Consider the following 23,206-nt stretch of genomic DNA (forward strand, 5'->3'; position numbering starts at 1 on the left):
TCAAACGAGGCTTGGGTATCCTGTTGGTCCCCTCGCTGGTGACGATTTTCGTAATCACCTATGTCTTCTATGACGAGGCGCATGGACCGGTCCTGCCGATCCTCGCAGCGGTATTGGTGATCCTGCTGGCGCTCTCGGTATTTCTGGCCAGTAACTTCGATCCGAAAAACGCGCCATGGGAGGCACTCCATCGGCGTTGGAAGCTCCTCGTCGCGGCCCAAGGGGCAACCAGCGTGTGCTGGATGGTCATGTTTCCTTATCTGGTCACCATCGCCGATCCCCTTGATATCACTTTCCTCGGGATCGCTGGAACGGCGATCTATTGCAGCGTCCTGATGGCCTATCGCAGCAGCCCCGGCGTCGGAATCTTTCACATCATCGGCATGTCTGTCGGACTGGCCCTGACGACTCTTGCGGTGGCGGGTCTCGATGGCTGGCCTTCGCTGACGCTGCTCGCTTCTTTCGGCATCGTACTGATTATTACGCTGCTCAATCAGGAGCGCAGCTTCCGCCAGTCTGTCCGCAGCGAATTCAGAAGGCGCCAAAGCGAGGCAATGGTCCGGGTCCTGCTCGACGATTACGAAGAGCAGTCTTCCGACAGCCTCTGGATGATCGGACCGAACGGCAATCTCCGCGATGTAAGCGAGCGCTTTGCTGCACTGATAGGGATCGAGCGTGACCAGCTGGAAGGGCTGTCGTTTCTCGACCTGTTCAAATCGGGTAGCGGGAAAGACATTCTTGCTGAACGTATCGCCAAACGAGAACCCTTCCGGGATCTGCTGGTCAGCCTGACCATCGACTCAAAGCTTCGCTATTGGCGGCTTTCCGCGCGCGTGCGCGAAGGTGGCAACGGTATGGCCGGTGTGGCGAGAGACGTAACTGGCGCGCGGGAGGTTGAAGAGCGTGTCGCTTTCATGGCTCATTATGACAGCCTGACAGGTCTGGCCAATCGCCATCTTTTCAACGAGCGGCTTCGCGAGAAGGAAAGGGAGGATGCCTCTACCGTATTCGATACGGCACTTTTCTATGTCGATCTCGACGATTTTAAAGCCATCAACGACGCACGCGGTCATATGCTCGGCGATACTCTGCTGCGAGAGGTCGCGGCACGGCTCGAGCACGAGGTTCGGGCGGACGATGTTGTCGCGCGGCTGGGCGGGGATGAATTCGCTATCCTGATCGATACCCGATGCGGCGACGGCTTGTTGCTGGAGCGTGCGCATCGCTTCCTTTCCGTGATGCGCGCCCCGTTCACCATCGACGGCCAGCGTTATCGCTTGTCAGCCAGCGTGGGAATTGCGCGATCTCTCGATGGGGACTGCGACGCCGAAGAACTCATGCGACGGGCGGACCTGGCGCTGCACGCGGCCAAGAAGAAAGGTCGCGACAATCTGGCACTTTTCGACCCGAGCTTCGACCGGGCGGCCCGCGAGCGGCGAGAGATCGAAATGGATCTGGGCGAAGCATTGAACCGCGGCCAGATGTATCTGGATTATCAGCCAGTGGCCGATCTCAAGACCGGAGCAATCACGGCATATGAAGCGCTGCTGCGCTGGCGTCACCCGGAGCGCGGAATCGTCGCGCCAAGCGATTTTCTGCCGGTCGCAGAGGCCACGGGTCTGATCCTGTCGTTCGGGGATTGGGTGATACATCAGGCTCTTTCCGATGCTGCTCGAATGCCGGGCGACTTCCGCATCGCGATCAATCTGTCTCCCACTCAAGTCAAAACGCCGGGCCTGGTAAGCACTGTCGCCCAAGCGATCGACCGGACCAACATCGCACCGGAACGGGTAGAGCTGGAAATCACCGAGCATGTCCTCATGGACGAGGGCGGCAAAAGCCTGGCAACTCTCTTGGCGCTGCGCGACCTGGGCGTGAAGATCGCGATTGACGATTTCGGCACCGGCTTCTCCTCGCTCAGCTACCTTCGCCGGTTTCCGTTCGATCGGATCAAGATCGACCGCAGCTTTGTGACCGACGTCGTGCAGGACATCGGCAGCCAAGCGATCGTCTCAAGCATCACGCGCCTTGCCGATGCGTTCGGGGTCACCGTAACCGCCGAAGGGATCGAAGCGCCCGATCAGCTCGATATGTTGCGCAAGCTTGGCGCGGATGAGGCGCAGGGCTTTCTTATCGCGAGACCTTCGGCGGCCGAATGTCTGGCAGTCGCCGCCTCGCCAGCGGGGGGCGTGGAAGCTCGCCTGTCCGATTACCTCGGAGCGGCGTTTCTCGATTACCGGAATAAGCGGCAGAAGATCCTCGCAACTGCCCGTAAACGTACGCAGGAAGCCCTGCGGGCACCCTGAATTCCGCCATTGAGCGGATACAGGACCGCTCGCCTTATGTGATACCTTGCGCTATCGGCTGCGGCCATGACTACGATCACGCGTTTCGCGCCGTCCCCTACCGGTAACCTTCATGTCGGGAATATCCGCACTGCGCTCCACAATTGGCTGCTGGCGCGGCAGGCGGGCGGCCGTTTTCTCCTGCGGATCGATGATACGGACGCGCAGCGCAGCCGCGAGGAATATGTCGATGCAATCCGCGCGGACCTTGCATGGCTGGGGATCGAACCCGATGCTGAAGAGCGCCAGTCCCAAAGGTTGGACAAATACGAAGCGGCATTCGAGGCGCTGAAGGTGGCGGGCCGGGTTTATCCGGCTTACGAGACGGCCCAGGAGCTGGAGTTGAAACGCAAGGTACGGCTGGGACGCGGTCTGCCACCGGTTTATGACCGGTCGGCACTTTCGCTGAGCGAAGAGGAGCGGGCGGCGAACGAGGCTGAAGGCATAGTCCCGCATTGGCGGTTCAAGCTGAACCACGACGAAGCCATCCGCTGGGAAGACGGCATTCGCGGAAGTCAGAAATTCGATCCGGCTCAATTGTCGGACCCGGTGATCCGGCGCGCTGATGGTAGCTGGCTGTATATGCTGCCGAGCGCGGCCGACGATCTCGATATGGGCGTTACCGACGTACTTCGCGGCGAAGATCACGTTTCCAACACAGCCGTTCAAATTCAAATGTTTACCGCACTTATTGCTGCAGCATATCCGAACCGTAAAATACCCAGCTTCGCGCATGAGGCGTTGCTGGTGGGCCGCGAAGGTAAGCTCTCGAAACGACTTGGCTCGTTGGGCTGCGATGCCTTCCGCGAACGCGATATCGAACCGGAAGCGATTGTCGCTCTGCTGGCCCGCCTCGGAACCTCGCGGCCGGTCGAAGCGATCGCGGATCGTGCAGTGCTGGTCGAGGGTTTCGATCTGTCCACGTTCGGCCGCGCGCCGGCGCGATTCGACGACAGCGAACTCGATCGCCTCAATGCCGCGATCCTGCACGAGGCGGATTTTGCCAAGGTAGCGGACCGCTTGCCCGAAGGTATGGACGAGGCGGGGTGGCATGCCGTGCGACCCAATATCACGCATCTGGAGGAAGCTCGCGACTGGTGGCAATTGGTCACCGGGCCGATCGAGGAACCTGATTTCAGTTCCGAGGATAGGGCTTTTCTGGATCAGGCCGCTGCGGCGCTCACATGGTCCGATACGCCCTGGCAGGACCTGACTTCGCAACTGAAAGAAACAACGGGTCGCAAGGGGAAAGCCCTGTTCCTGCCGCTTCGACAGGCTCTGACGGGGAAAGATCACGGCCCCGAAATGAAAGAGCTTCTCCCCTTGATAGGAGAAGGGGAGGCGAGAAGACGGCTGGAACGCTCCGCATCTCCTCCGCGTTCATAGGCGAGGTTTTTAGCAAGAAGGGGCATTGTGGCGCATGGCAGGCGAGGCACTTGTGCCCACAACCCGGTGGCTAAAAGCGTTCACCGCGCAGAGCGCCGGTAAGGATGTCATCGCCGGACTTGTTCTCTCCATTCTGCTCGTTCCCCAGGCCATGGCCTATGCGCAACTGGCGGGCCTGCCTCCCCAGATGGGTCTCTTCGCCGCACTGACGCCGCCAATCCTTTACTTCTTTTTCGGCACGAGCCCCTTCGTGTCGGTGGGCCCGGTAGCCCTCGTGTCGCTGGTGATCAGCGAAGCTGTCGGGAATACGGCGCTGGAGGCGCAAGCAGGCGCGGCGATCATCGGGATCGAGGCGGGCATTCTTCTCGTCGCTCTAGGTGCGTTCGGCCTCGGCAGGCTGGTCAATTTCATCAGCGAGCCGGTCCTTCTCGGCTTCACTGCAGCGGCCGCCTTCTTGATCGCGGCTAGCCAGTTGCCGACTTTGCTCGGGATCGACGTACCCCGCGCTGGAAATCTTCCCGCCGCACTGTCCGCGCTGTGGGGCGGCATAGGGCAGCTTCGGCCTGTCACGGCAGTTATCGGCGCAGGTGCGCTCATCGCATTACTGTTGGCCCATCGCTATGCGCCCGCCATTCTCTGGAAGATCGGGGTCAAGCCGCCCTTTCGACTGGCGCTGGCGAAATCTCTGCCACTTTTGGTAATCGTTCTGGCGGGCTGGCTCGCTGCAACCTGTGCCGCAGAGGTGCCGACTGTGGAGTCGGTATCCGGCGGGTTGCCGCACGTCTTCGATTCCTTTGCCGAGCCATCCGTCTGGTTCAATTTGCTACCCAGTGGGCTGGCCGTGGCGATCATCATCTTCGTGACTGCGACTGCCGTGGCAAAGGCGCTTGCCGGAGAAGATCGCAGCAATCTCAATACGAGCCGGGAGGCGGTGGCGCTGGGGGCGGGAAATATCGCCGCTTCGCTTACGGGCGGTTATGCAGTGGGTGCGAGCCTGAGCCGCTCGGCCCTGGCAGGAGACAGTGGGGGGCGCACGCCGTTCGCCTCTGTCGTGGCATCTCTGGCCATCGTGGCCGTGCTGTTCTTCCTTGCCCCGCTGCTCGCCTATTTACCGAAGACCGCACTGGCAGCACTCGTGATCAGTGCCGTTTTCGGCCTGATCAACCTTCGCGAAATTCGCGCTGTTTGGGACCATGATCGGGTTGAGGTCGCCATCGTGGCGGCTTCCTTCCTGGCCACGCTGCTGCTCGGCGTAAGGATCGGGCTGGCAATCGGGGCACTTCTGGGGCTCGCCTACTTCCTCTGGTTCTCATCGGTACCTCGCGTCACGCGGATCGGCACGGATGATGGTGGCACAAGCTTCCGCTCGATCGAGCGCGACGCGGTCGAGCTGACCACGCTGCCCAATCTCGTGGTTCGCATCGACCGATCGATCTATTTCGCAAACGCCGCCTATGTGGAGGAAGAGGTTTTCAACCGGCTCGCAGAACACGAAGGTCTGACGGGCCTCGTCCTCGATATGAGCGCCGTGAACGACATCGATTCAAGCGGCCTGGCCATGTTGCGGCGGATGGTGACTCGGCTCAAATCGATGGGAATCGCTCTCCACTTCGCCGCCGTGCACGAGCCGGTAGCGGAAAGTCTGGAGAAGCTCGACAGCAGCGTTTGCCGCTTCCACCGCACCGTGGGTCAGGCGCTGGAAGGGTGTGGAATCCAGCTGGACGAAGATATCGCCCCGACCTGATTACTCGCCGTGCTTTTCCAGCTCGTCGCCTGCCACGGTAACAACATGCATGAGATTGGTCGAACCGGGCGTGCCAAACGGGACACCGGCCAGGGCGATCAATTTCGATCCCGCGCTGCCCAGCCCGTGACGCAAGGCCATGCGCTTGCCTTTGGCAATCATCTCTTCGAAACTGCCGATGTCCTTGGTGGCGACTGCATGCGCGCCCCACAGCAGCCCGAGGCGCCGCGCCGTCGTCATGCTCGGCGTGAGCACCAGCATGGGCACGCTGGGTCGCTCGCGCGCCACGCGGCGGGCGGTGGATCCGCTGCCGGTGAAAACCGTGATGGCCTCGATCGCCACCGTATCAGCCACGGTCATGCAGGCGTGCGCCAGAGCATCGGCGGTGGTGCGATCGGGCGGCGTATCGAGGAAGCGGACCCGGCCAAGATAGGCCTCGTCCTGCTCCACCTGCTTGGCGATGCGGTGCATGATGGTCACCGCTTCTTCCGGCCAGTCACCGGCTGCGGTTTCCGCGCTCAGCATCACGGCATCGGCGCCATCGTAGACTGCGTTCGCCACGTCGGAGACTTCGGCCCGGGTCGGGGCGGGGCTCTCGATCATGCTTTCGAGCATTTGCGTCGCCACGATTACCGGCTTGCCGGCGGTGCGGGCCTTGTTGACGATCTGCTTCTGGAGCGGCGGGACTTCCTGCGGTTCCAGTTCCACCCCAAGGTCGCCGCGGGCCACCATGATGCCGTCCGACATCTCGATGATCTCGTCGAGGCGGCGCACCGCCATGGGCTTTTCGATCTTGGCGCATAGCGCACCCTTGCCGCCCATCAGCTTGCGCGCTTCGGCAAGGTCTTCTGGGCGCTGGACGAAGCTGAGGCCGATCCAGTCGACATTCTGGTTCATCGCAAAGGCCAGGTCCCGGCGATCCTTGTCGGTCAGTGCGGGAATCGGCACTTCGGCATCGGGCACGTTCACGCCCTTGCGATCGGAAATTACCCCGCCGACTTCGGCGGAACACAGGATTTCGTTCTCGTCGGCGCGGATGACCTTGAGACGGATCTTGCCATCGTTGATGAGCAGGCGCTGGCCCTTTTCGAGCAGGCCGAAAAGTTCGGGATGGGGAAGTTCCACCCGGTTTTCATCGCCCGGCTCGGGATTGCGATCGAGCGTGAAATGACCCGAGTGGCGGATCACGGCCTGGCCATCCTTGAACTTGCCGACGCGCAGCTTGGGACCCTGAAGATCGGCAAGGATCGCGATCGGACGATGGAAATCCTTTTCCATCTGGCGGATCGCCTTGATCGTCTGCTCGTGATCGGCATGTTCGCCATGGCTCATATTGACGCGAAAGGCGTCTACTCCGGCCTTGAACAGGCGGGTAAGCATTTCGGGAGACCGGCTGGTGGGGCCGACGGTGGCGAGAATCTTGACCTTGCGGCCTCTCGGATCGAGCTTTTGCATGGATAACGCCTATGGCAGAGCCGTGTGGCAACTCAAGGACAAGCTTTCGATGGATACGAATACAGACGCACTCGACCAACTTCCCGATGACGTAGCGGCAGCAGCCTTCCGCCGCCTGGTGCGCCATCTCCAGCATCGGCACGATGCGCAGAATATCGACCTCATGGGACTTTCGGGTTTTTGCCGCAATTGTCTCGCCGACTGGATCATCGATGCAGGCTTCGATGGCGACAAGGCAGACGCGCGTGAACTGATCCACGGTATGCCGCAGGACGAATGGAAGGCCACGCGGCAGACCCCGGCAACGGACGAACAATTGGCGAGAATGAAGGAAAGCGTCGCGAAAAATAGGGTGGAGTAGGAACAAGCGCCTTCACCCGGCGCGGGTCGATAGCTATCGCACCCGCCAACCGATTCTCATTTCATTGGAGCATTCCTGAAAATGGCCGAAGCCACCGACGACCGCCTGCGCCTGCTGATCGAGCGCATCGAACGCCTCGAAGAAGAAAAGAAGGGCATCGCCGACGACATCCGTGACGTCTACGCCGAGGCGAAGGCTGTCGGATACGACACCAAGATCATGCGGCAGATCATCAAGCTGCGTAAGATGAAGCCCGACGAGCGTAGCGAACAGGAAACCATCCTGGATACCTACAAGGCCGCGCTGGGCATGGGTTGACCCGAAGCTGCGGCGGAACGACGGAACGCCGCGCGCGGCCATTGGGTTGGTTGGGTGAAAGGATTTCACCCATGACTACCGAAAATGTGAAGGCCGCATTTGTTGAGGAAATCTCCGAAGAACCCCGCATGCCGGGGTCGGAGACCGATCTTGAGCGCAAGCCCCAATGGCAGCCCCGCTATCCCGGTTCGGGCCGGCTGAAGGGCAAGGTGGCGATCGTGACGGGCGGTGACAGCGGCATCGGCCGCGCCACCGCCGTCCTTTACGCACGCGAAGGCGCAAAGGTTGCGATTGCCTATCTCGAAGAGAGCGAAGACGCCAAGATCACGGCGGACGCGATCGAGCGGGAAGGCAGCAAGGCCCTGCTGCACGAAAGCGATCTAGGCTGTCCCGATAGCTGCAAATTGCTGGTCGACCGTGTGATCGACAAATGGGGCAGACTGGATATCCTCGCCAATATCGCAGGCGAACAGCACCCCGACGAAGACATTACCGATATCACGGTCGAGCAGCTGCAACGGACGTTCCAGACGAACATTTTTTCGATGTTCTATCTGACGCAAGCTGCCCGCACGCACCTCAAGAAGGGTGCCGCGATCGTGAACTGCACCAGCGTGACCATGTATCAAGGCGCCAGCATCTTGCTCGATTATAGCGCGACGAAGGGGGCGATCACTGCCTTCACCCGATCACTTTCGGAAAGTCTCGTGGGCGAGGGCATCCGCGTCAACGCCGTTGCACCGGGCCCGATCTGGACACCGCTTAATCCGATGGGCGGGCAGCCACCGGAAAATATGGGCGATTTCGGTGAGGATACGCCGATGGGGCGCCCCGGCGAGCCGAACGAGGTCGCGCCTGCCTTTCTCTTCCTTGCATGTGAAGACAGCTCCTACATGTCGGGGCAGGTTCTGCATCCCAATGGCGGAATGATCGTCAACGGTTGATCGATTGTCCGGGCGTGGTATATGAATAACACAGTAATCTATTGGAGTATTCCATGCCCGGACCTTGGAAAGACGCGCGCGGCGTCATCGTCACCACCACTCCCACCATCGAAGGTCGTCCGATCGAGGATTATCTCGGCATCGTGACCGGTGAAGTGATCGTGGGCGCAAACCTGTTTCGCGATCTATTCGCCAACATCCGCGATATCGTCGGCGGGCGTTCGGGAAGCTACGAGCGCATTCTCCGCGATGCGCGCGAGCAGGCTATCGAGGAACTGCAGGCAGAGGCTGCGACCCGCGGCGGCAATGCAGTCGTAGGCGTCGATCTGGACTACGAAGTCATTGGTGACACCGGTTCGATGCTGATGGTTTCGGCAAGCGGAACTGCGGTCAAGGTCTAAAGCACCTAGGCCGAAGCCCCGGTATCAAGCGCGTGAACCCGCCCTGCGGGCATCAGGAAGGGGAAGTCAGCCCCGTACGAGGCCCAACGCTTCATAGGTCTTCTCAAGCGTCGGGACCGCGATTTCACGCGCTTGCGCGGCGCCGCGGGCAAGGATGGCATCCAGTGCCTCGCGGTCTTCCAGCAGTGCGTTGAAACGTTCGGAAATCGGGCGGAGGGTTTCCACCATGACCTCGCCCAGTGCAGGCTTGAATTTGCCGAAGCCTTCGCCGCCAAAATCCTTGAGCACGTTCGCGACGCTGCCGTCGGTCAGCGCGGCGTAGATCGTCACGAGGTTCAGCGCCTCCGGACGACCGGCGAGCCCGGCTTCCTCGCTCGGCAGTGGTTCGGGATCGGTCTTGGCTTTCTTGACCTTCTTCATCACCGTTTCGGCATCGTCGGCCAGATTGATCCGGCTCATTTCCGATGGATCGGACTTGCTCATCTTGGCCATGCCGTCGCGCAAGGACATGATACGCGCTGCCTGCGGCGGAACGATGGGTTCGGGAAGGGTGAACACCGGCGCATCTTCCGACGCGAAGTCATTGTTGAACTTCTGCGCGATATCGCGCGCCAGCTCGAGATGCTGCTTCTGGTCTTCGCCCACTGGAACGTGGGTCGCCTGGTAAAGTAGCACGTCTGCGGCCTGCAGCACGGGATAGGTGAACAGCGCGACCGACTGGCCTTCGCGGTTCTTGCCCGCCTTGTCCTTCCACTGGGTCATGCGGTTGAGCCAGCCCATCCGCGCCGTGCCGCCGAGCAGCCATTGCAATTCGGCGTGCTGCGGAACCTGTGCCTGGTTGAACAAGACACTCTTCGCCGGGTCGATCCCGCAAGCGACGAGGGCTGCCGCCATTTCCAGCGTGCCCTTGTGCAATTCGGCCGGGTCGTGCGGCATGGAAATGGCGTGGAGGTCGGCGAGGAAGAAAAGGCACTGCTCTCCATCCCCCAGCTCGTCCTGCATCCGCACCCAGTTGCGGATCGCACCGAGGTAATTGCCGAGGTGGAGATTGCCGGTGGGCTGGATGCCGGAAACTACGCGCATGAAATTATGGAGCTTTCTTCTTGGTGAAGGCAACGATCCGCTGCCTGTCGATGGCGCCGACCAGAAAGGCCACGCCGAAATAGACCGCTGCCGAACACAGCACGAGGACGGCCAGAGCGCCCGCGCGTGCGAATAATCCGGCAGAGTACCAGCCGGTTAGCAAATCGCGGGCGAACCACAAGGCGGCGCCCATGGCGGCTGCGGCGACCAGCTGTCGGGCAAGCCGTCCGACAAGCGCGAGCGGGATCGTGTAATATCCACGCCTGACCAGCACCCAGTACAGATAGCCCACATTGATCCATGCCCCGATCACGCTGGCGAAACCGATGCCGACCACGCCGTAACCCAGCCCCGTGAATTGAAGGCGGGGAAGGTCGATTGCGTAACCCAGCCACTCGCTGCGGCCGCCAAGGTTCACCCCATTGTTCCAGATACAGACCGCGAGGAAGACGACGAGCGAGATAAAGGCCGCGTATACCGGCGTGCGCGTATCCGAACGAGCGTAGAAATTGGGCACCAGCACCTTCACCAGCACATAGGCGGGCAGGCCGAGGACCAGGGCTGCCAGCACATTACCGGTCAGCCGTGCCTGTTCGACCGAGAATGCGCCGCCCTGGAACAGCATCGTGGTGAACGGCACGGCGCATACCGCCAGCGCCACTGCCGCAGGCAGGGTCAGCAGCATGGAGAGTTCGATCGCGTCGGACTGCACCCGATCGGTGCCCTCCCTGTTCTTGGCGCCGACGAATTTCGACAAAGTCGGCAGGATGGCGGTCGACAGGGCGATGCCGATGATCCCCAGCGGCAGCTGGTTCAGCCGGTCGGCATAGTTCATGTAGCTGATCGAACCGCTGTCGAGCTGGTTGAGGAAGAAAAGCTGGACGAGCGTGTTGATCTGGTAAGCGCCGCCCCCGATCGCTGCAGGCAGGGCGATGATCGACAGGCGCTTCACTTCGGGCGTGATCCGCGGCCACAGCAGCTTGGGGCGGAAGCCCTCGACCCGGGTCCAGTAATAAAGCCAGCCGAGCTGTATCACCCCGCCGATCGTGACCGCCCAGGCCTGGCTGTATCCGACCTGCCGCGTGGTCCAGCCCCATTCGTTCATCGCGAAATCACCAAACACCAAGGCTGCGATCAGCGTGACATTCAGCAGGATCGGGAAGCTGGCACCCGGCGCGAAGCGACTGACCGAATTGAGCATGCCAGTGAACAGGGTCACCAGGCTGACCAGCAAAATGTAGGGGAACATGATGCGCGCAAAATCGACTTCCATGCCGAAATTCGCCGGATCGCGTGCCTGGTCCCCCAGTGCCCAGATGATCCACGGCATGGCCAGCATCATCACCGCGCAAAGCAGGATGAGCACCGGCAGGAAAATGCTCAGCACATCGTCGGAAAAACTGCGCGCGTCTTCTATGCCCCCCTCGCCGTGGAGGCGCTTGGAGAACATGGGTACGAAGGCCGCCGAAAAAGCGCCTTCCGCGAACAGGCGGCGAAAGACGTTCGGAATGATGAACGCCTGGAACCACGCATCGGTCACGCCATTGGCGCCCAATACGCGGCTGAAGATCATCTCGCGCGCCATGCCGGCAACACGGCTCACCATCGTCAGTGAGCCGATCGTGCCGACATGTTTGAGCAGGCTCATGGCCTAGCCTGATCCTTGTACTGGCAGATCAGGCGTTGCCAGCGGGGGCAGGCGCGTCCTCGCCGCCCTGCTGTGCGGCACGGGCCTGAAGCTGTTGCTGATAAAGCGTACCGAAATCCATCGGGTCGAGCAGTAGCGGTGGGAACCCTGCATCGCGTACCGCATCGGAAATGATCGCGCGGGCGAAGGGGAAGAGCAGGCGCGGCGCTTCGGCAAACAGAAACGCATGAGCGTGTTCGTCCGGGATGTTGCGCATCCCGACGAGGCCGCAATAGGCCAGTTCGACGAGGTAGAAATTGCCCTGATCGCCATCCGCGCGGACGGTGACCTTCAGTTCGACTTCGTGAACTTCGTCGCTTTTCTGGTCAGCGCCGATGTTCACCTGCACGTCAACCCGGGGCTGTTCCTGCCACTGGTAGCTGCCGGGAGCATTCGGATTCTCGACCGACAGATCCTTGATGTACTGGTTGATCAGGCCGACCGTCGGGCGATTGTCCGCACCGTTGCTGCCAGCTGCGGGGTCCATGTTGAGATCGGTCATTACGTCGTTTTCTTCGGCCATGTTCGCGTATCACTTCTTCTGCAGATCGAATCATCGGAGTCGGAAGAATGGCGTGATGCGCCCTCCGACCGGTTCGGCGCGCGCCTAGCACCTGACCGGGCGGGGAGCAATGAGCCTGCGCAGTGGGCACGATCCGGCGCAAACGCGGTGCATCAGGGCAGCAGGCCGGCATTGCCCGTTTGTAATTCGACCCTATCTAGGGCAGGTAGGACGGAACTGCTGACGCTACGAGGCGTAGGCAGGAGAGTATACTGATTGGACTTGTTTTTGTGATCACCGAGATCGTCATCCTCGCCGCCATTGCAGCCTTCCTGGGCCTGCGCCTCTATTCCGTGCTCGGCCAGCGGTCCGAGCATGAGGAAGAGCCTGTGCACCGCCGCTTCGATGCGCCGGATGCCAAGGGCGCGCCATCGGCGCTTGATCGCGGCGCTGCGCCAGTCAGGGAACCGGTGACTTTGCGCGGCGTGGATAATGCCTCGTCCGAGAATGAAAGTGCGATCCGCGCCATTGCGAGGGCCGACCAGCGCTTCGATCTGCTGGCTTTCCTCGAAGGGGCGAAGGCCGCTTATGGCATGATCCTCGAAGCTTTCTGGAAAGGCGACAAGGAAACGCTGCGCGAATTGACCGACGACGATGTCTATGCCGGCTTCTCCGGCGCGATCGACGCGCGACAGGCGGCGGGCGAAACGCTGGAAAATCGCCTGATCCGCATCGAGGATGCGACCATCCATTCGGCCGAGTTGGACCGCCGTACGGCGCGCATCTCGGTTCTGTTCGTATCCGATATTGCCTCGCTCACACGTGACAAGGACGGCAATGTCGTCGCAGGATCGCTCGACGATGCCGTGGAAAGCCGTGACATCTGGACGTTCAGCCGCAATGTCGATTCGCGTGACCCGAACTGGGTGCTGGACGAAACCGATCAGGGCTGACGCCCGCTATTCGACTTCGGAGGGTTAAATGCGTTTTCTCGCCGGGCTGGTCGCAGCCTTCAGCCTAGCGGGATGTGCCGCAGTTCCCGGCGGACGTCCCCCGCTGGATACTGGGGCTGTCGAACCTCCGCCTGCGACCCCTGCCGATAACGCTCTCGCCGCCACGCTTTCGCCGGGGCCGGCGATCGAGACCATGCCGTTCCAGAGCTTCGATGTGGCCTCTGCGCTTTCAGCATTCCGAGCATCCTGCAGCAAAATCCTCTTTCGCGATGATGTGAGCGGGTTGACCCGCCGGTTAGACTGGCAGGCACCGTGCGCAGCCGCGGAAAACTGGTCCGGCCCCGCGGCGGATTTTTTCCGCAACCAGTTCGAAACGGTCATCGTTGGCGATGGCAAGGCTTTCGCCACGGGCTATTTCGAACCTGAAATTCTTGGTAGCCGCACACCCGCGCCGGGATACGATGTGCCCATCTATGCCATGCCAGAGGATCTTGTCCGCGGCTGGCCCGATGACATTGCGGAAAGCGAACGGACCGGTCGTGCGCCCTTGGGCAGGTATGACGAAAGCGGAAAGTTCGTGCGCTATTACGAGCGCTCGCAGATCGTCGACGGGGCGCTGGAAGGGAAGGTGCCGGTTATTGCCTGGGCAGCCGATCCGGTCGAATTCTTCTTCCTCCAGATCCAGGGCAGCGGCCTGTTGCGCATGACCGACGGCAGCATCATGCGGATCGGCTATGCCGGTCAGAACGGCCGTGAATATGTCGGCATCGGCCGTATCATGCGTGAAGAGGGGCTGATCGGCGACGGCACGTCCTATGCCACATCGATGCAGGGCATCGTCCAGTTCATCCGCGACCATCCCGAGAAAGGCGCGGAGATCATGAACCTCAACAAGAGCTGGATCTTTTTCCGCCCGCTCGACACCGATGGTCCGCTCGGCTCGCTTGAGGTGCCGGTCAAGCGCGGCGACAGTGTGGCGGTTGATCCCAAATTCATTCCCTACGGTGCGCCGGTCTGGCTCGACCTCGATCGCAATGTCGCCGATGGGCTATGGATTGCACAGGATACCGGCGGCGCGATCAAGGGCGCCAATCGGTTCGACACTTTCTGGGGCAATGGCGGCGACGCTAGCGAGATTGCCGGCGGCATGAGTGGCCGCGGAACGGCGTATCTGCTGCTACCCAAGGGAACGCTCGCGCGCCTCCAGCGATGACCGCGCCGCGGGGCCTGACAGCAGAAGAAGCGCAAGCTTGGGAAAAGGTCGCCGCGACGGTGAATCCCCTGCATCCAGCACCAACTCCAAAGCCCACTGCTGCTCCGGCCACGCCCACCCCGCCGAAACCTCGACCGCCCAAGGCGATTGCAAAGCCGGTACGCCCGGCTCCGAAGCCCGCACCCAAGCAGGTCGATGCGACACGCAACACGCTCGATGCCGGGTGGGACAAACGGATGCGGTCCGGTGCGATACAGCCCGACTTCACTCTCGACCTTCATGGTCATGGCCTCGACGCAGCCTATAACCGTCTGATGAGCGGGGTTTCGCAGGCCCGTGCGATGGGCGCGCGGACAATCCTGCTCGTGACGGGCAAGCCGCGCCCGGTCGATCCTGCCGACAGAGGGCACAAGCGGGGCGCAATTCGCGCCAAAGTTCTCGACTGGCTGGCCGCGTCGAGCCATCACTCGGCCATCGCGGCAGTCCGCCGCGCTCATATCCGGCACGGCGGCGAAGGCGCGCTTTATATCGTTCTCAGGCGGGAGCGCTGATACGCTCCGCAAAGTCGGGCGTGGTAGCGAATGGCCGAGCACCCGGGTCAGCCAAGCAGCATCACGTTCATCAGGCGACCCGGAAGGACGAATGCGAAAATGCCCGGGATCATCAGCGCCGTGAGATAGGTGAAGACGAGGTGCTTCTTGTGCCCGGCGAAGTCGCCCTTGCGCGCCGTGGCGACGGTTTTCCAAGCCGCGTGGAAGGTCACCGGCACGAAGATATGGATAAAGCTGAACCCGCCCGTCGACTGGATGAAGATGGCGCTCGTCGCTGTGACCAGCATCAGGACCAGCCAGATCTTGCCGAGTTGCTTGTGCTGCGGGGTACCCTTCTTCGCCAGTAGCAGATAGCCGCCCAGGGGGATGGCAGGCAGCACGGTGGCGACATGAATGATAACCGGCAGCTTCGCGTAGTGATGGAGATTGTCGACCATGCCAAAAGCGGCGCGGCCCAATGCGATGATGACGAGGAAGCTCATCGTAAAGCAGGCGATGCTGACCAGCGTGCGGGCTGCCGGACCGAGATCGAAGCTGGCTTTGGAAGGCGTGGATTTCCTGGCGAAGGGAAGGGCAAGGGCGGTCATAAACAGTCTCCATCGGGGTTGCGGAAACCGTTTTGAAGCGCGCCCATTCGCGGGCAATTGCCCTTCCGCGTGCTGGCGCATCGCTACGTGAAGTGCGCGTAATTACGGGTGAATGCCACTTTACGAAGCGTGAACTGGCGCTAGTTTCGCGCGCTATGACAGCGAATGCTCCAGGACCGCTCGCCATGCGAGTGCGCCAGATCGTGATCGATCTTTCGGTACTGATCGCCATCGGCGTGGTTCTCGGCCTGCTGGCTCCTTTGGGAACTGTCGGAATGTCTGTGCCTGGCCGCATCTTCTACTGGGTGGTTCTGGCGGTCGCGGGCTATGCATTCTACAAACCGGTGGGCGCGATCGTCTTGCGCCTCGGTCCTCTGCTCGCTTTGCCTGCCTTGCCACTATGGGCGGCAACTGTGCTCATCGCCTCCATTCCGATGGCAGCACTCGTATGGGTGGTGGATGCGGGGGGAAGCGACGTACGCATGCCGACGTTCGAGACGGCGATCGTCCATTACGGCTTGGTGGCTCTGGTGGGCGCGGTGATAACGCTGATGTTCAATCTCATCCCGGCAACCCGCATGACCGGGCAGGCGGCCGATGTTCCTTCCCAAACACCCGAGCTCCCAACACAAGAACCAGCACTTCCTGTTGAAGAGCAGTCGGCACATGCGCGGTTTGTCGATCGCCTCTCGCCTGAACTTGGCAGCCAGTTGATCGCACTGGAGATGGAGGACCACTACGTGCGTGCGCATACGGCCCTGGGGAGCGAACTCGTCCTGATGCGCATGCGCGATGCCGTGGCCGAACTCGATGGTCTGGAGGGTGAGCAGGTCCACCGAAGCTGGTGGGTCGCCCGCGGAGCGGTCATCGACGTCAAGCGAGAGGGTCGCAACGTCCGCTTGTTGCTGGACAATGGCGTCGAGGCGCCGGTGAGCCGCGCGAATGTATCGGTATTGAAAGAGCGCGGCTGGATTTAAGTCCAGCCGCGCCCGATACGATTTATTCGGCAGCTTCCTTCATGGCGCTTCCTTCACCGCCAATGGAAAGCGCGCTCGCCATTCCGGGCGCTTCAGACTTTCCGCCGATCTTGTCGCGAGTCATCTTTTCGATCCGCTCGCCGATTTTCTGATCGATCGCTTTCCAGTAATCGAATGCGCGGACCAGAACCTTCTCGCTCACTCCGTCAGCCAGATGGCCTGCCACGTTCGAGACAAAGCGGTCGCGCTGCGCGTCGTCCATGACATCGTTGATCAGTGCGCGTGGCTGGCTGACGTCGTCATCATCCTCGCGCAATGTATAGGCTTCGCGTACCATGTCGCCATCGGCGTACCACGTGGCTTCGCCGCCCACTTCCGGCTGGGCGGCAGGGCCGCCGTAGGAGTTGGGTGCATAGACAGGATCGACAGAGTTGGTGACGCGCATATCGCCTGCACGCGAATAGGAATTGACCTCTGCATTCTTTGCCGAATTGACGGGAATCTGCTTGTAATTGACGCCCAGCCGCGCCCGGTGGGCATCCGAATAGGAAAAGCCCCGCGCCAACAGCATCTTGTCGGGGCTAAGGCCGATACCGGGAACCATATTGTTCGGTTCGAACGCCAGCTGTTCGATCTGCGTATCCCAGTCGACAGGATTTTCGTTCAGCACCAGCTTCCCCACCTCGATCAGCGGATAGTCGCTGTGCGGCCAGGTCTTGGTAAGATCGAACGGGTTGATGCGATAGGTCTTGGCGTCCTCGTAAGGCATGATCTGCCACTTCAGCGTCCAGCTGGGATAATCGCCCTTGTGGATCGCATCGAACAGGTCGCGGCGGTGATAATCGCTGTCCTCGCCGGCCTTTTTCACAGCCTCGTCCTGCGTGAAGTGCGCATTGCCGCTTTTGTTGCCGACATCAGTGTGGAAGTGGAACTTCACCCAGAACTTTTCGCCCTCGGCATTGATCAGCATGTAGGTGTGGCTGGAATAGCCATTCATTTCACGCCAGTTCTTGGGCACGCCGCGATCGCCCATCAAATAGGTGACCTGATGGGCGCTTTCGGGGGACAGTGTCCAGAAATCCCACATCATGTCGTGATCGCGCAGCCCGTTGTCGGCCCGGCGTTTCTGGCTGCGGATGAAGTGCTGAAACTTCATCGGGTCGCGGACGAAGAAGATGGGCGTGTTGTTGCCGACCATGTCGAAATTGCCGTCTTCGGTATAGAACTTGACCGAAAATCCGCGCGGGTCGCGCCATGTATCGGGGCTGCCGCGTTCACCGGCAACCGTTGAGAAACGCATGGCCACATCGGTCTTTTTGCCTTGCTCGAATACCTTGGCCTTGGTGTATTTCGTTACATCGGCAGTCGTCTCGAAGTAACCGAACGCACCGGAGCCCTTGGCGTGGGGCTGACGTTCGGGAATTCGCTCCCGATTGAAATTCGCCATTTGCTCGATGAGGTAATGATCGTTGAGAACGATCGGGCCATCGCGGCCGAGTGTAAGGGAATGCTCGTCGCTTTGTGCCGGAATGCCTGCGTCGGTCGTGGTGGGAGGAATCTTCTTGGCCATGATCATCATCCTATCTGGAATGCAAAAGCTGAAACGGGCCGCCAGCTTGCTTCGTTCCATCAACAAGGCGGGAAAATCGACGAGCCGATGATTAAGCCTGCCGCTAATTCCTTCAGCCACCGGTTCCCCTTGGGAACCCGCCTCTGATTATCCCGTTGCAGCGAAATGGAGGGGGCAGACGAAAGGTCAGCCCGTGCGCAATTTTCCCGGCAAGTCAGATACGCTTTCTCCGACCGCCTGGCCGGCCCTGCTTGTAGGCGCCATACTGGCGATAGTAGGTCTGGTTCTCACAATTGGCGGGATCTGGCTCGTTAGCGACGGCGGCTCCCCCTATTACCTTCTCGCAGGGCTCGGGCTAGTCGCCTCGGGCGTTCTGATTTTCATGCGGCGTCATCTGGGCGCGGTGCTTTACGCGATCGTTTTTGCCCTCACCGCGATATGGGCTTTCTGGGAAAGCAGTAATGTCTGGGGGCTTGTGCCGCGTTTGGTCGGCCCTGCTATCCTGCTCGTGCTCGTCAGCCTCATCACGCCTTTCCTCATTCGTCGCACGCGCTGGACGCCTGCGATCCTTGGCGCAGTGGCCACCGTCCTGTTTACAGGCGGGGCCTTCTGGCTCACCGCGCTGGCCGCACCGGCCTGGGTGGAGGCGGACCTCCCTAACCATGGCGGCCCTATTGCCGGACAATCGGTGGATGGCGAATGGCCCGCCTGGGGCGGCACTTATGGCGCCCAGCGCTATTCGACCCTGGCCAAGATCACCCCGGATAACGTCGGCAATCTCAAGGTCGCATGGACGGCCCATACGGGTGACATGCCGCAAGGGGCAGGCGAAGGTAAGTATGCCGCCGAGACAACCCCGCTGAAGATCGGCGACCGGCTGTATATGTGCACCGCGATGAACCAGATGCTGGCGCTGGATGCGCATAATGGCAAGGTTCTGTGGCGCTACGATCCGGGGGTCAGTACAGACGCGATCCCCTATTCCGCCAGCTGCCGCGGCGTAACCGCTTACGATCCCACACAGGGCACACAGGCGCTCGACAACAATACATCGCGCCCTTCGCCTTCGCGAGTGGCCGCCATGCCGATCACCAGCGATGCCACTGTGCTGGAAGAGTGCAGCGGCCTGCGGATTCTCGAAGCCACGCTGGATGCAAGGCTCATCGAAGTCGATGCCGATACCGGCAAGCCTTGCCCCGGATTTGGTACGAACGGTGAAGTCGATACCACCGTCGGCCTCGGTAACGTCTATCCGGGCATGGCAGCGATGACCGTGGCGCCTACTATCGTAAACGACACCATCGTGGTCGGCAGGCAGGTGATGGACGGCCAGCGCAACGATGCCCCGTCCGGTGCGATCATGGCCTTCGATGCGACCACGGGCGCGCGCAAATGGGCCTGGGATATGGGCCGCCCCGGAGTAACCGGATGGCCTGCTGAAGGTGAGGAATTCACGCGGGGTACGCCGAACATGTGGACCAGCGCGGCGGGCGACGACGAACTGGGCATGGTTTACCTCCCTCTCGGCAATAGTTCGAGCGATTACTGGAGCGGCGATCGTAGTGCAGAGGAAAATCAGTATTCTTCAGCGCTCGTGGCGATCAACGTGGCCAGCGGAAAGCCCGCCTGGACATTCCAGACCGTGCACAAGGACGTGTGGGATTACGATCTCGGCAGCCAGCCGACTTTGGTTGACTTGCCCGACGGCACGCCGGCGCTCATCCTTGCCTCCAAGCAGGGCGAAATCTACGTGCTCGATAGGAGAACAGGACAGCCACTTCACCGTGTGGTTGAAAAGCCTGCTCCGGTCGGTGGGGCTGAACCGGACGAGCGCAGTCCGACACAGCCTTATTCCGCTTTCGCAACGCTCAAGAAACCCAACCTGACCGAAGCGGATATGTGGGGCATGTCGCCCATCGACCAGATGGTGTGCCGTATTCAGTTCCGCGAGGCGGATTACGCTGGCTACTATACTCCGCCGAGCGAGAACCACTCGATCGAATATCCCGGTTACAATGGCGGGTCCGACTGGGGGTCGATCGCGGTCGATCCGGCGCGCGGCGTGATCGTGGCGAATTACAACGACATGCCGAACTACGTTAAGCTAGTCCCCCGCGCAGTGGCAGAAAAGAAGGGCTGGCAGCCGCGTGGTCCGCAGGGAAATACCGGCGGCGGTAAGGCGGAAGGTGCGGGCGATCCGCAATCGGGAGTGCCCTATGCAGTCGACGTCAATGCGGGCTGGAGAATCCCCTTCACCGGTCTGCTGTGCAAGCAGCCACCCTATGGCGGAATCACCGCGATCGATTTGATGACTGGCCAGACAATCTGGGACCGCCCGTTTGGGAGCGCGCGCAAGAACGGCCCTTTCGGCATCAGTTCGCACCTGCCCGTGACTATCGGCACGCCGAATAATGGCGGTGCAGTCGTCACGGCTGGCGGGCTGATCTTTGTCGCTGCCACCACCGACGATCTTATCCATGCCATTGACCTGAAGACGGGCAAGACACTTTGGACCGCAGCCTTACCCGGCGGGGGGCAGTCGAACGTCATGACTTATGAGGAAAGCGGCCGTCAGTATGTCGTAGTGATGGCCGGCGGACACCATTTCATGAAGACGAAGGTGAGCGATGCGGTGGTGGCCTATGCCTTGCCCACGACTTCCACCTGAGCGCACCGACTGGTCATAAGAAAGCGGGCCGCGATGCAATATCGCGGCCCGCCTTTCGTTGGTCGAATACTCAGTGGTATTTCGCGTAGCGCAGATCGAAACGGTCCGCGTCCATCACCTTGGTCCAGGCTTTGACGAAGTCGCGCACGAACTTCTCTTCATTGCCGTTTTCGGCATAGACTTCCGCCACGGCGCGCAGGCGCGAGTTCGAGCCGAAGACGAGATCGGTACGCGTGGCGCGCCATTTCTCGTGCCCGTGGAGGCGGCATTTGCCGACGAATTCCTCGTCGCCGCTCTCGTCGACCACTTCCCAGACGGTGCCCATGTGGAGCAGGTTTACGAAGAAGCTGTTGTCCAGCTTGCCAGGCGTTTCGGTAAGGACACCGATGCGGTTGCCGTGCTGGGTGTGATGGCTGACGGCGCCTAGGGCGCGCAACCCGCCGACAAGAACGGTCATCTCGGGGATCGAAAGGCCGAGCAGGTGCGCACGGTCGATCAGCATGTCCTCGGTCTTCACCGATGCCTTGGTCTTGAGATAATTGCGGAACCCGTCGGCAAACGGTTCCAGCGGCTCCCAGCTCTCGGCATCGAAGTCCTCGCGCCGAGCGTCGCCGCGGCCCGTGGTGACGGGAACCGAAATATCGAACCCGGCATCCTTCGCCGCCTTCTCGACCGCAGCCGATCCGGCAATGACGATCGCATCGGCCATCGAGATGGAACCGCGGATTTCGTCGAGCTTGGCGAGGACCTTGCCCAGCTCTTCGGGATCGTTGACCTTCCAGTTCCTGATCTCGTCGAAGCGGATATGCGCGCCGTTCGCGCCGCCGCGGTGGTCCGAATTGCGATAGGTCGAGGCCGAAGCCCAAGCGGCCTTCACCAGCTCGGCAGCCTCCAGCCCGCTATCGAGCACTTTCGACTTGAAGGCCGACAGATCGCTGTCCGAGACTTGCGTTCCGGCTGGAATCGGGTCCTGCCAGATCAGGTCCTCGCCGGGAACTTCGGGGCCGAGGTAACGGATCTTGGGCCCCATGTCGCGGTGGGTCAGCTTGAACCAGGCGCGGGCGAAGGCATCGTCCAGCGCTGACTGGTCGTTGAGGAAACGCTCTGAAATCTTGCGATATTCAGGATCGCGCTTCAGCGCCATGTCCGCCGTGGTCATGATGGTCGGGACCTTCTTGTTCGGGTCCCGCGCATCGGGCGCCATGTCGGCTTCTTCCGGATTGACCGGTGTCCACTGGTTGGCGCCTGCTGGCGACTGGGTCAGCTCGTAATCATATTTGAACAGCAGGCGGAAATAGTCATTGCCCCACTGCGTCGGGTTGGGCGTCCAGGCGCCTTCGATGCCCGAGGTGGTGATATGACCCTTCTCGATCTCCTCGGGATCGGTCATCCAGCCGAAACCCATGCGGTGCAGGTTCTCACCTTCGGGCGCGCTGCCGAAAGTGTCCGACGGAGCGGCACCATGGCACTTGCCGAATGCGTGTCCGCCAGCGGTCAGGGCGACGGTTTCTTCATCGTTCATGGCCATACGGGCGAAGGTTTCGCGCATGTCGCGGGCCATGCCTTCGGCATCGTGCGGATTGCCGCCCGGGCCTTCTGGATTGACGTAGATGAGGCCCATCTGAATCGCCGCGAGCGGGTTTTCGAGAGCCTTGCCCTCATCGGGCTGGATGCGGGTTTCGGCGCCCGTATCGACCCACTGGTCTTCCGTACCCCAATAGACGGTTTCGGGATCGAACACGTCCTTGCGACCGCCGCCGAAGCCGAAGACGGGGCCGCCCATGCTTTCGATGGCGACATTGCCGGTCAGGATGAACAGATCTGCCCAGCTGATGTTCTTGCCGTATTTCTGCTTGATCGGCCACAACAGGCGGCGCGCCTTGTCGAGATTGCCGTTGTCGGGCCAGCTGTTGAGCGGGGCGAAGCGCTGCTGCCCGCTGGAGGAACCGCCGCGTCCGTCGCCCGTGCGATAGGTGCCGGCGGCGTGCCATGCCATGCGAATGAAGAACGGGCCGTAATGGCCATAGTCTGCCGGCCACCATTCCTGGCTGTCGGTCATCAGATCGGTGAGGTCCTGCTTCAGCGCCTTGTAATCGAGCGCGTTGAAGGCTTCGCAATAATCGTAATCCTCGCCCATCGGATCGGCGGCGCGGCCGCCTTCGGTGAGGATTTCAAGGTCAAGCTGGTCGGGCCACCAGTCGCGATTGCGGCGGCCGAAAAGGGCGCGCGTGTCGCTGTTTCCTGTGAATGGGCAACCGCTGATATCTCCGGTCTTGGCATCCATGATCGTTCTCTCCTGCTGCTTTTGACTCGGGCTTTCGTCCGAGGATGAAAGCAGTCTGCCCAAGGCCCGCTCATTCGTCCAATCGATTAAACGGTTCTAATTGATTGGCTGAAACGATTGCGGGCGGAGCGGTCACGCCCACGCAAAAGCGCCGCCATCCGGAGTGGAGGGCGGCAC

The 23,206-nt window shown here is 61.3% G+C and carries 19 protein-coding genes; 12 read left to right on the plus strand and 7 right to left on the minus strand.

Features of this window, described 5'->3' with window-relative positions; genetic code table 11:
• Positions 1-11 precede the first annotated feature (11 nt).
• The 3 genes from ACYQ0G_RS10305 (at position 12) to ACYQ0G_RS10315 (ending at position 5,475) form a co-directional block, all read left to right on the plus strand.
• Complete coding sequence (locus ACYQ0G_RS10305; RefSeq protein WP_460102241.1) at positions 12-2,306, plus strand: putative bifunctional diguanylate cyclase/phosphodiesterase; 2,295 nt, start codon at positions 12-14, stop codon at positions 2,304-2,306.
• Between the two features lie 66 nt (positions 2,307-2,372).
• Positions 2,373-3,731, plus strand: a complete 1,359-nt coding sequence (gene gltX, locus ACYQ0G_RS10310; RefSeq protein ID WP_460102243.1) for a glutamate--tRNA ligase — start codon at positions 2,373-2,375, stop codon at positions 3,729-3,731.
• 34 nt (positions 3,732-3,765) lie between these two features.
• Complete coding sequence (locus ACYQ0G_RS10315) at positions 3,766-5,475, plus strand: SulP family inorganic anion transporter (RefSeq protein ID WP_460102245.1); 1,710 nt, start codon at positions 3,766-3,768, stop codon at positions 5,473-5,475.
• Here ACYQ0G_RS10315 and pyk read toward each other — a convergent pair whose 3' ends face one another.
• Positions 5,476-6,930, minus strand: coding sequence for a pyruvate kinase (gene pyk, locus ACYQ0G_RS10320; protein ID WP_460102248.1), 1,455 nt, complete (start codon positions 6,928-6,930; stop codon positions 5,476-5,478).
• A 49-nt stretch (positions 6,931-6,979) separates the two neighbouring features.
• Between pyk and ACYQ0G_RS10325 the strand changes: the two genes are divergently transcribed.
• The 4 genes from ACYQ0G_RS10325 (at position 6,980) to ACYQ0G_RS10340 (ending at position 8,954) form a co-directional block, all read left to right on the plus strand.
• Positions 6,980-7,291, plus strand: a complete 312-nt coding sequence (locus ACYQ0G_RS10325) for a DUF1244 domain-containing protein (RefSeq protein ID WP_460102843.1) — start codon at positions 6,980-6,982, stop codon at positions 7,289-7,291.
• An 81-nt stretch (positions 7,292-7,372) separates the two neighbouring features.
• The gene (locus ACYQ0G_RS10330) at positions 7,373-7,609 is read left to right on the plus strand and encodes a DUF2312 domain-containing protein (protein WP_006833088.1); all 237 of its coding nucleotides are present in this window, start codon (positions 7,373-7,375) and stop codon (positions 7,607-7,609) included.
• Between the two features lie 71 nt (positions 7,610-7,680).
• Positions 7,681-8,553, plus strand: a complete 873-nt coding sequence (locus tag ACYQ0G_RS10335) for an SDR family oxidoreductase (RefSeq protein WP_460102251.1) — start codon at positions 7,681-7,683, stop codon at positions 8,551-8,553.
• Between the two features lie 53 nt (positions 8,554-8,606).
• A complete protein-coding gene (locus ACYQ0G_RS10340; protein WP_460102254.1) occupies positions 8,607-8,954 on the plus strand; it encodes a heavy metal-binding domain-containing protein in 348 nt (115 codons plus the stop codon).
• A gap of 66 nt (positions 8,955-9,020) precedes the next feature.
• Here the strand turns inward: ACYQ0G_RS10340 and trpS are convergent, their stop codons facing one another.
• From trpS to secB, 3 genes are read right to left on the minus strand one after another with little or no spacing between them, the layout of a single operon-like run.
• The gene (gene trpS / locus ACYQ0G_RS10345) at positions 9,021-10,037 is read right to left on the minus strand and encodes a tryptophan--tRNA ligase (protein WP_460102256.1); all 1,017 of its coding nucleotides are present in this window, start codon (positions 10,035-10,037) and stop codon (positions 9,021-9,023) included.
• A 4-nt stretch (positions 10,038-10,041) separates the two neighbouring features.
• Complete coding sequence (murJ, locus tag ACYQ0G_RS10350; protein WP_460102258.1) at positions 10,042-11,685, minus strand: murein biosynthesis integral membrane protein MurJ; 1,644 nt, start codon at positions 11,683-11,685, stop codon at positions 10,042-10,044.
• A gap of 28 nt (positions 11,686-11,713) precedes the next feature.
• Positions 11,714-12,247 (minus strand): protein-export chaperone SecB, encoded by a 534-nt coding sequence (secB, locus tag ACYQ0G_RS10355; RefSeq protein WP_460102260.1) that lies wholly within the window; start codon positions 12,245-12,247, stop codon positions 11,714-11,716.
• Positions 12,248-12,516: 269 nt separating this feature from the next.
• On the opposite strand from secB, the gene ACYQ0G_RS10360 reads away from it, so the two are divergent.
• The 3 genes from ACYQ0G_RS10360 to ACYQ0G_RS10370 are packed head-to-tail and all read left to right on the plus strand — an operon-like array spanning position 12,517 to position 14,943.
• Positions 12,517-13,179 carry a Tim44/TimA family putative adaptor protein gene (locus tag ACYQ0G_RS10360; RefSeq protein ID WP_460102261.1) on the plus strand — a complete coding sequence of 221 codons (663 nt, stop codon included), beginning with the start codon at positions 12,517-12,519 and terminating at the stop codon, positions 13,177-13,179.
• A 28-nt stretch (positions 13,180-13,207) separates the two neighbouring features.
• Positions 13,208-14,392, plus strand: coding sequence for a murein transglycosylase A (gene mltA / locus ACYQ0G_RS10365; protein WP_460102264.1), 1,185 nt, complete (start codon positions 13,208-13,210; stop codon positions 14,390-14,392).
• Entirely contained in the window at positions 14,389-14,943 is a 555-nt protein-coding gene (locus ACYQ0G_RS10370; RefSeq protein ID WP_460102267.1) for a Smr/MutS family protein, read from the plus strand. The genes mltA and ACYQ0G_RS10370 overlap by 4 nt, the downstream gene beginning before the upstream one ends.
• A 47-nt stretch (positions 14,944-14,990) precedes the next feature.
• Here the strand turns inward: ACYQ0G_RS10370 and ACYQ0G_RS10375 are convergent, their stop codons facing one another.
• The gene (locus tag ACYQ0G_RS10375) at positions 14,991-15,530 is read right to left on the minus strand and encodes a DUF2306 domain-containing protein (RefSeq protein ID WP_460102270.1); all 540 of its coding nucleotides are present in this window, start codon (positions 15,528-15,530) and stop codon (positions 14,991-14,993) included.
• A 32-nt stretch (positions 15,531-15,562) separates the two neighbouring features.
• Between ACYQ0G_RS10375 and ACYQ0G_RS10380 the strand changes: the two genes are divergently transcribed.
• Complete coding sequence (locus tag ACYQ0G_RS10380) at positions 15,563-16,507, plus strand: LytTR family DNA-binding domain-containing protein (RefSeq protein WP_460102273.1); 945 nt, start codon at positions 15,563-15,565, stop codon at positions 16,505-16,507.
• Between the two features lie 22 nt (positions 16,508-16,529).
• On the opposite strand, the gene ACYQ0G_RS10385 is transcribed toward ACYQ0G_RS10380, so the two are convergent.
• Positions 16,530-18,077 carry a catalase gene (locus ACYQ0G_RS10385; RefSeq protein WP_460102276.1) on the minus strand — a complete coding sequence of 516 codons (1,548 nt, stop codon included), beginning with the start codon at positions 18,075-18,077 and terminating at the stop codon, positions 16,530-16,532.
• A 193-nt stretch (positions 18,078-18,270) separates the two neighbouring features.
• Here ACYQ0G_RS10385 and ACYQ0G_RS10390 point away from each other — a divergent pair, with 193 nt between their 5' ends.
• Positions 18,271-20,745 carry a membrane-bound PQQ-dependent dehydrogenase, glucose/quinate/shikimate family gene (locus ACYQ0G_RS10390; protein WP_460102278.1) on the plus strand — a complete coding sequence of 825 codons (2,475 nt, stop codon included), beginning with the start codon at positions 18,271-18,273 and terminating at the stop codon, positions 20,743-20,745.
• A gap of 70 nt (positions 20,746-20,815) precedes the next feature.
• Here the strand turns inward: ACYQ0G_RS10390 and katG are convergent, their stop codons facing one another.
• Complete coding sequence (gene katG / locus ACYQ0G_RS10395; protein ID WP_460102281.1) at positions 20,816-23,029, minus strand: catalase/peroxidase HPI; 2,214 nt, start codon at positions 23,027-23,029, stop codon at positions 20,816-20,818.
• Positions 23,030-23,206: the final 177 nt, after the last annotated feature.

Source organism: Qipengyuania triglochinis (genome assembly GCF_054655615.1).

Coding starts and splice junctions, on each gene's coding strand:
- gltX (WP_460102243.1), top strand. CDS start 2,373: ATGACTACGATCACGCGTTTCGCGCCGTCCCCTACCGGTAACCTTCAT.
- ACYQ0G_RS10315 (WP_460102245.1), top strand. CDS start 3,766: ATGGCAGGCGAGGCACTTGTGCCCACAACCCGGTGGCTAAAAGCGTTC.
- pyk (WP_460102248.1), bottom strand. CDS start 6,930: ATGCAAAAGCTCGATCCGAGAGGCCGCAAGGTCAAGATTCTCGCCACC.
- ACYQ0G_RS10325 (WP_460102843.1), top strand. CDS start 6,980: ATGGATACGAATACAGACGCACTCGACCAACTTCCCGATGACGTAGCG.
- ACYQ0G_RS10330 (WP_006833088.1), top strand. CDS start 7,373: ATGGCCGAAGCCACCGACGACCGCCTGCGCCTGCTGATCGAGCGCATC.
- ACYQ0G_RS10335 (WP_460102251.1), top strand. CDS start 7,681: ATGACTACCGAAAATGTGAAGGCCGCATTTGTTGAGGAAATCTCCGAA.
- ACYQ0G_RS10340 (WP_460102254.1), top strand. CDS start 8,607: ATGCCCGGACCTTGGAAAGACGCGCGCGGCGTCATCGTCACCACCACT.
- trpS (WP_460102256.1), bottom strand. CDS start 10,037: ATGCGCGTAGTTTCCGGCATCCAGCCCACCGGCAATCTCCACCTCGGC.
- murJ (WP_460102258.1), bottom strand. CDS start 11,685: ATGAGCCTGCTCAAACATGTCGGCACGATCGGCTCACTGACGATGGTG.
- secB (WP_460102260.1), bottom strand. CDS start 12,247: ATGGCCGAAGAAAACGACGTAATGACCGATCTCAACATGGACCCCGCA.
- mltA (WP_460102264.1), top strand. CDS start 13,208: ATGCGTTTTCTCGCCGGGCTGGTCGCAGCCTTCAGCCTAGCGGGATGT.
- ACYQ0G_RS10370 (WP_460102267.1), top strand. CDS start 14,389: ATGACCGCGCCGCGGGGCCTGACAGCAGAAGAAGCGCAAGCTTGGGAA.
- ACYQ0G_RS10375 (WP_460102270.1), bottom strand. CDS start 15,530: ATGACCGCCCTTGCCCTTCCCTTCGCCAGGAAATCCACGCCTTCCAAA.
- ACYQ0G_RS10385 (WP_460102276.1), bottom strand. CDS start 18,077: ATGGCCAAGAAGATTCCTCCCACCACGACCGACGCAGGCATTCCGGCA.
- katG (WP_460102281.1), bottom strand. CDS start 23,029: ATGGATGCCAAGACCGGAGATATCAGCGGTTGCCCATTCACAGGAAAC.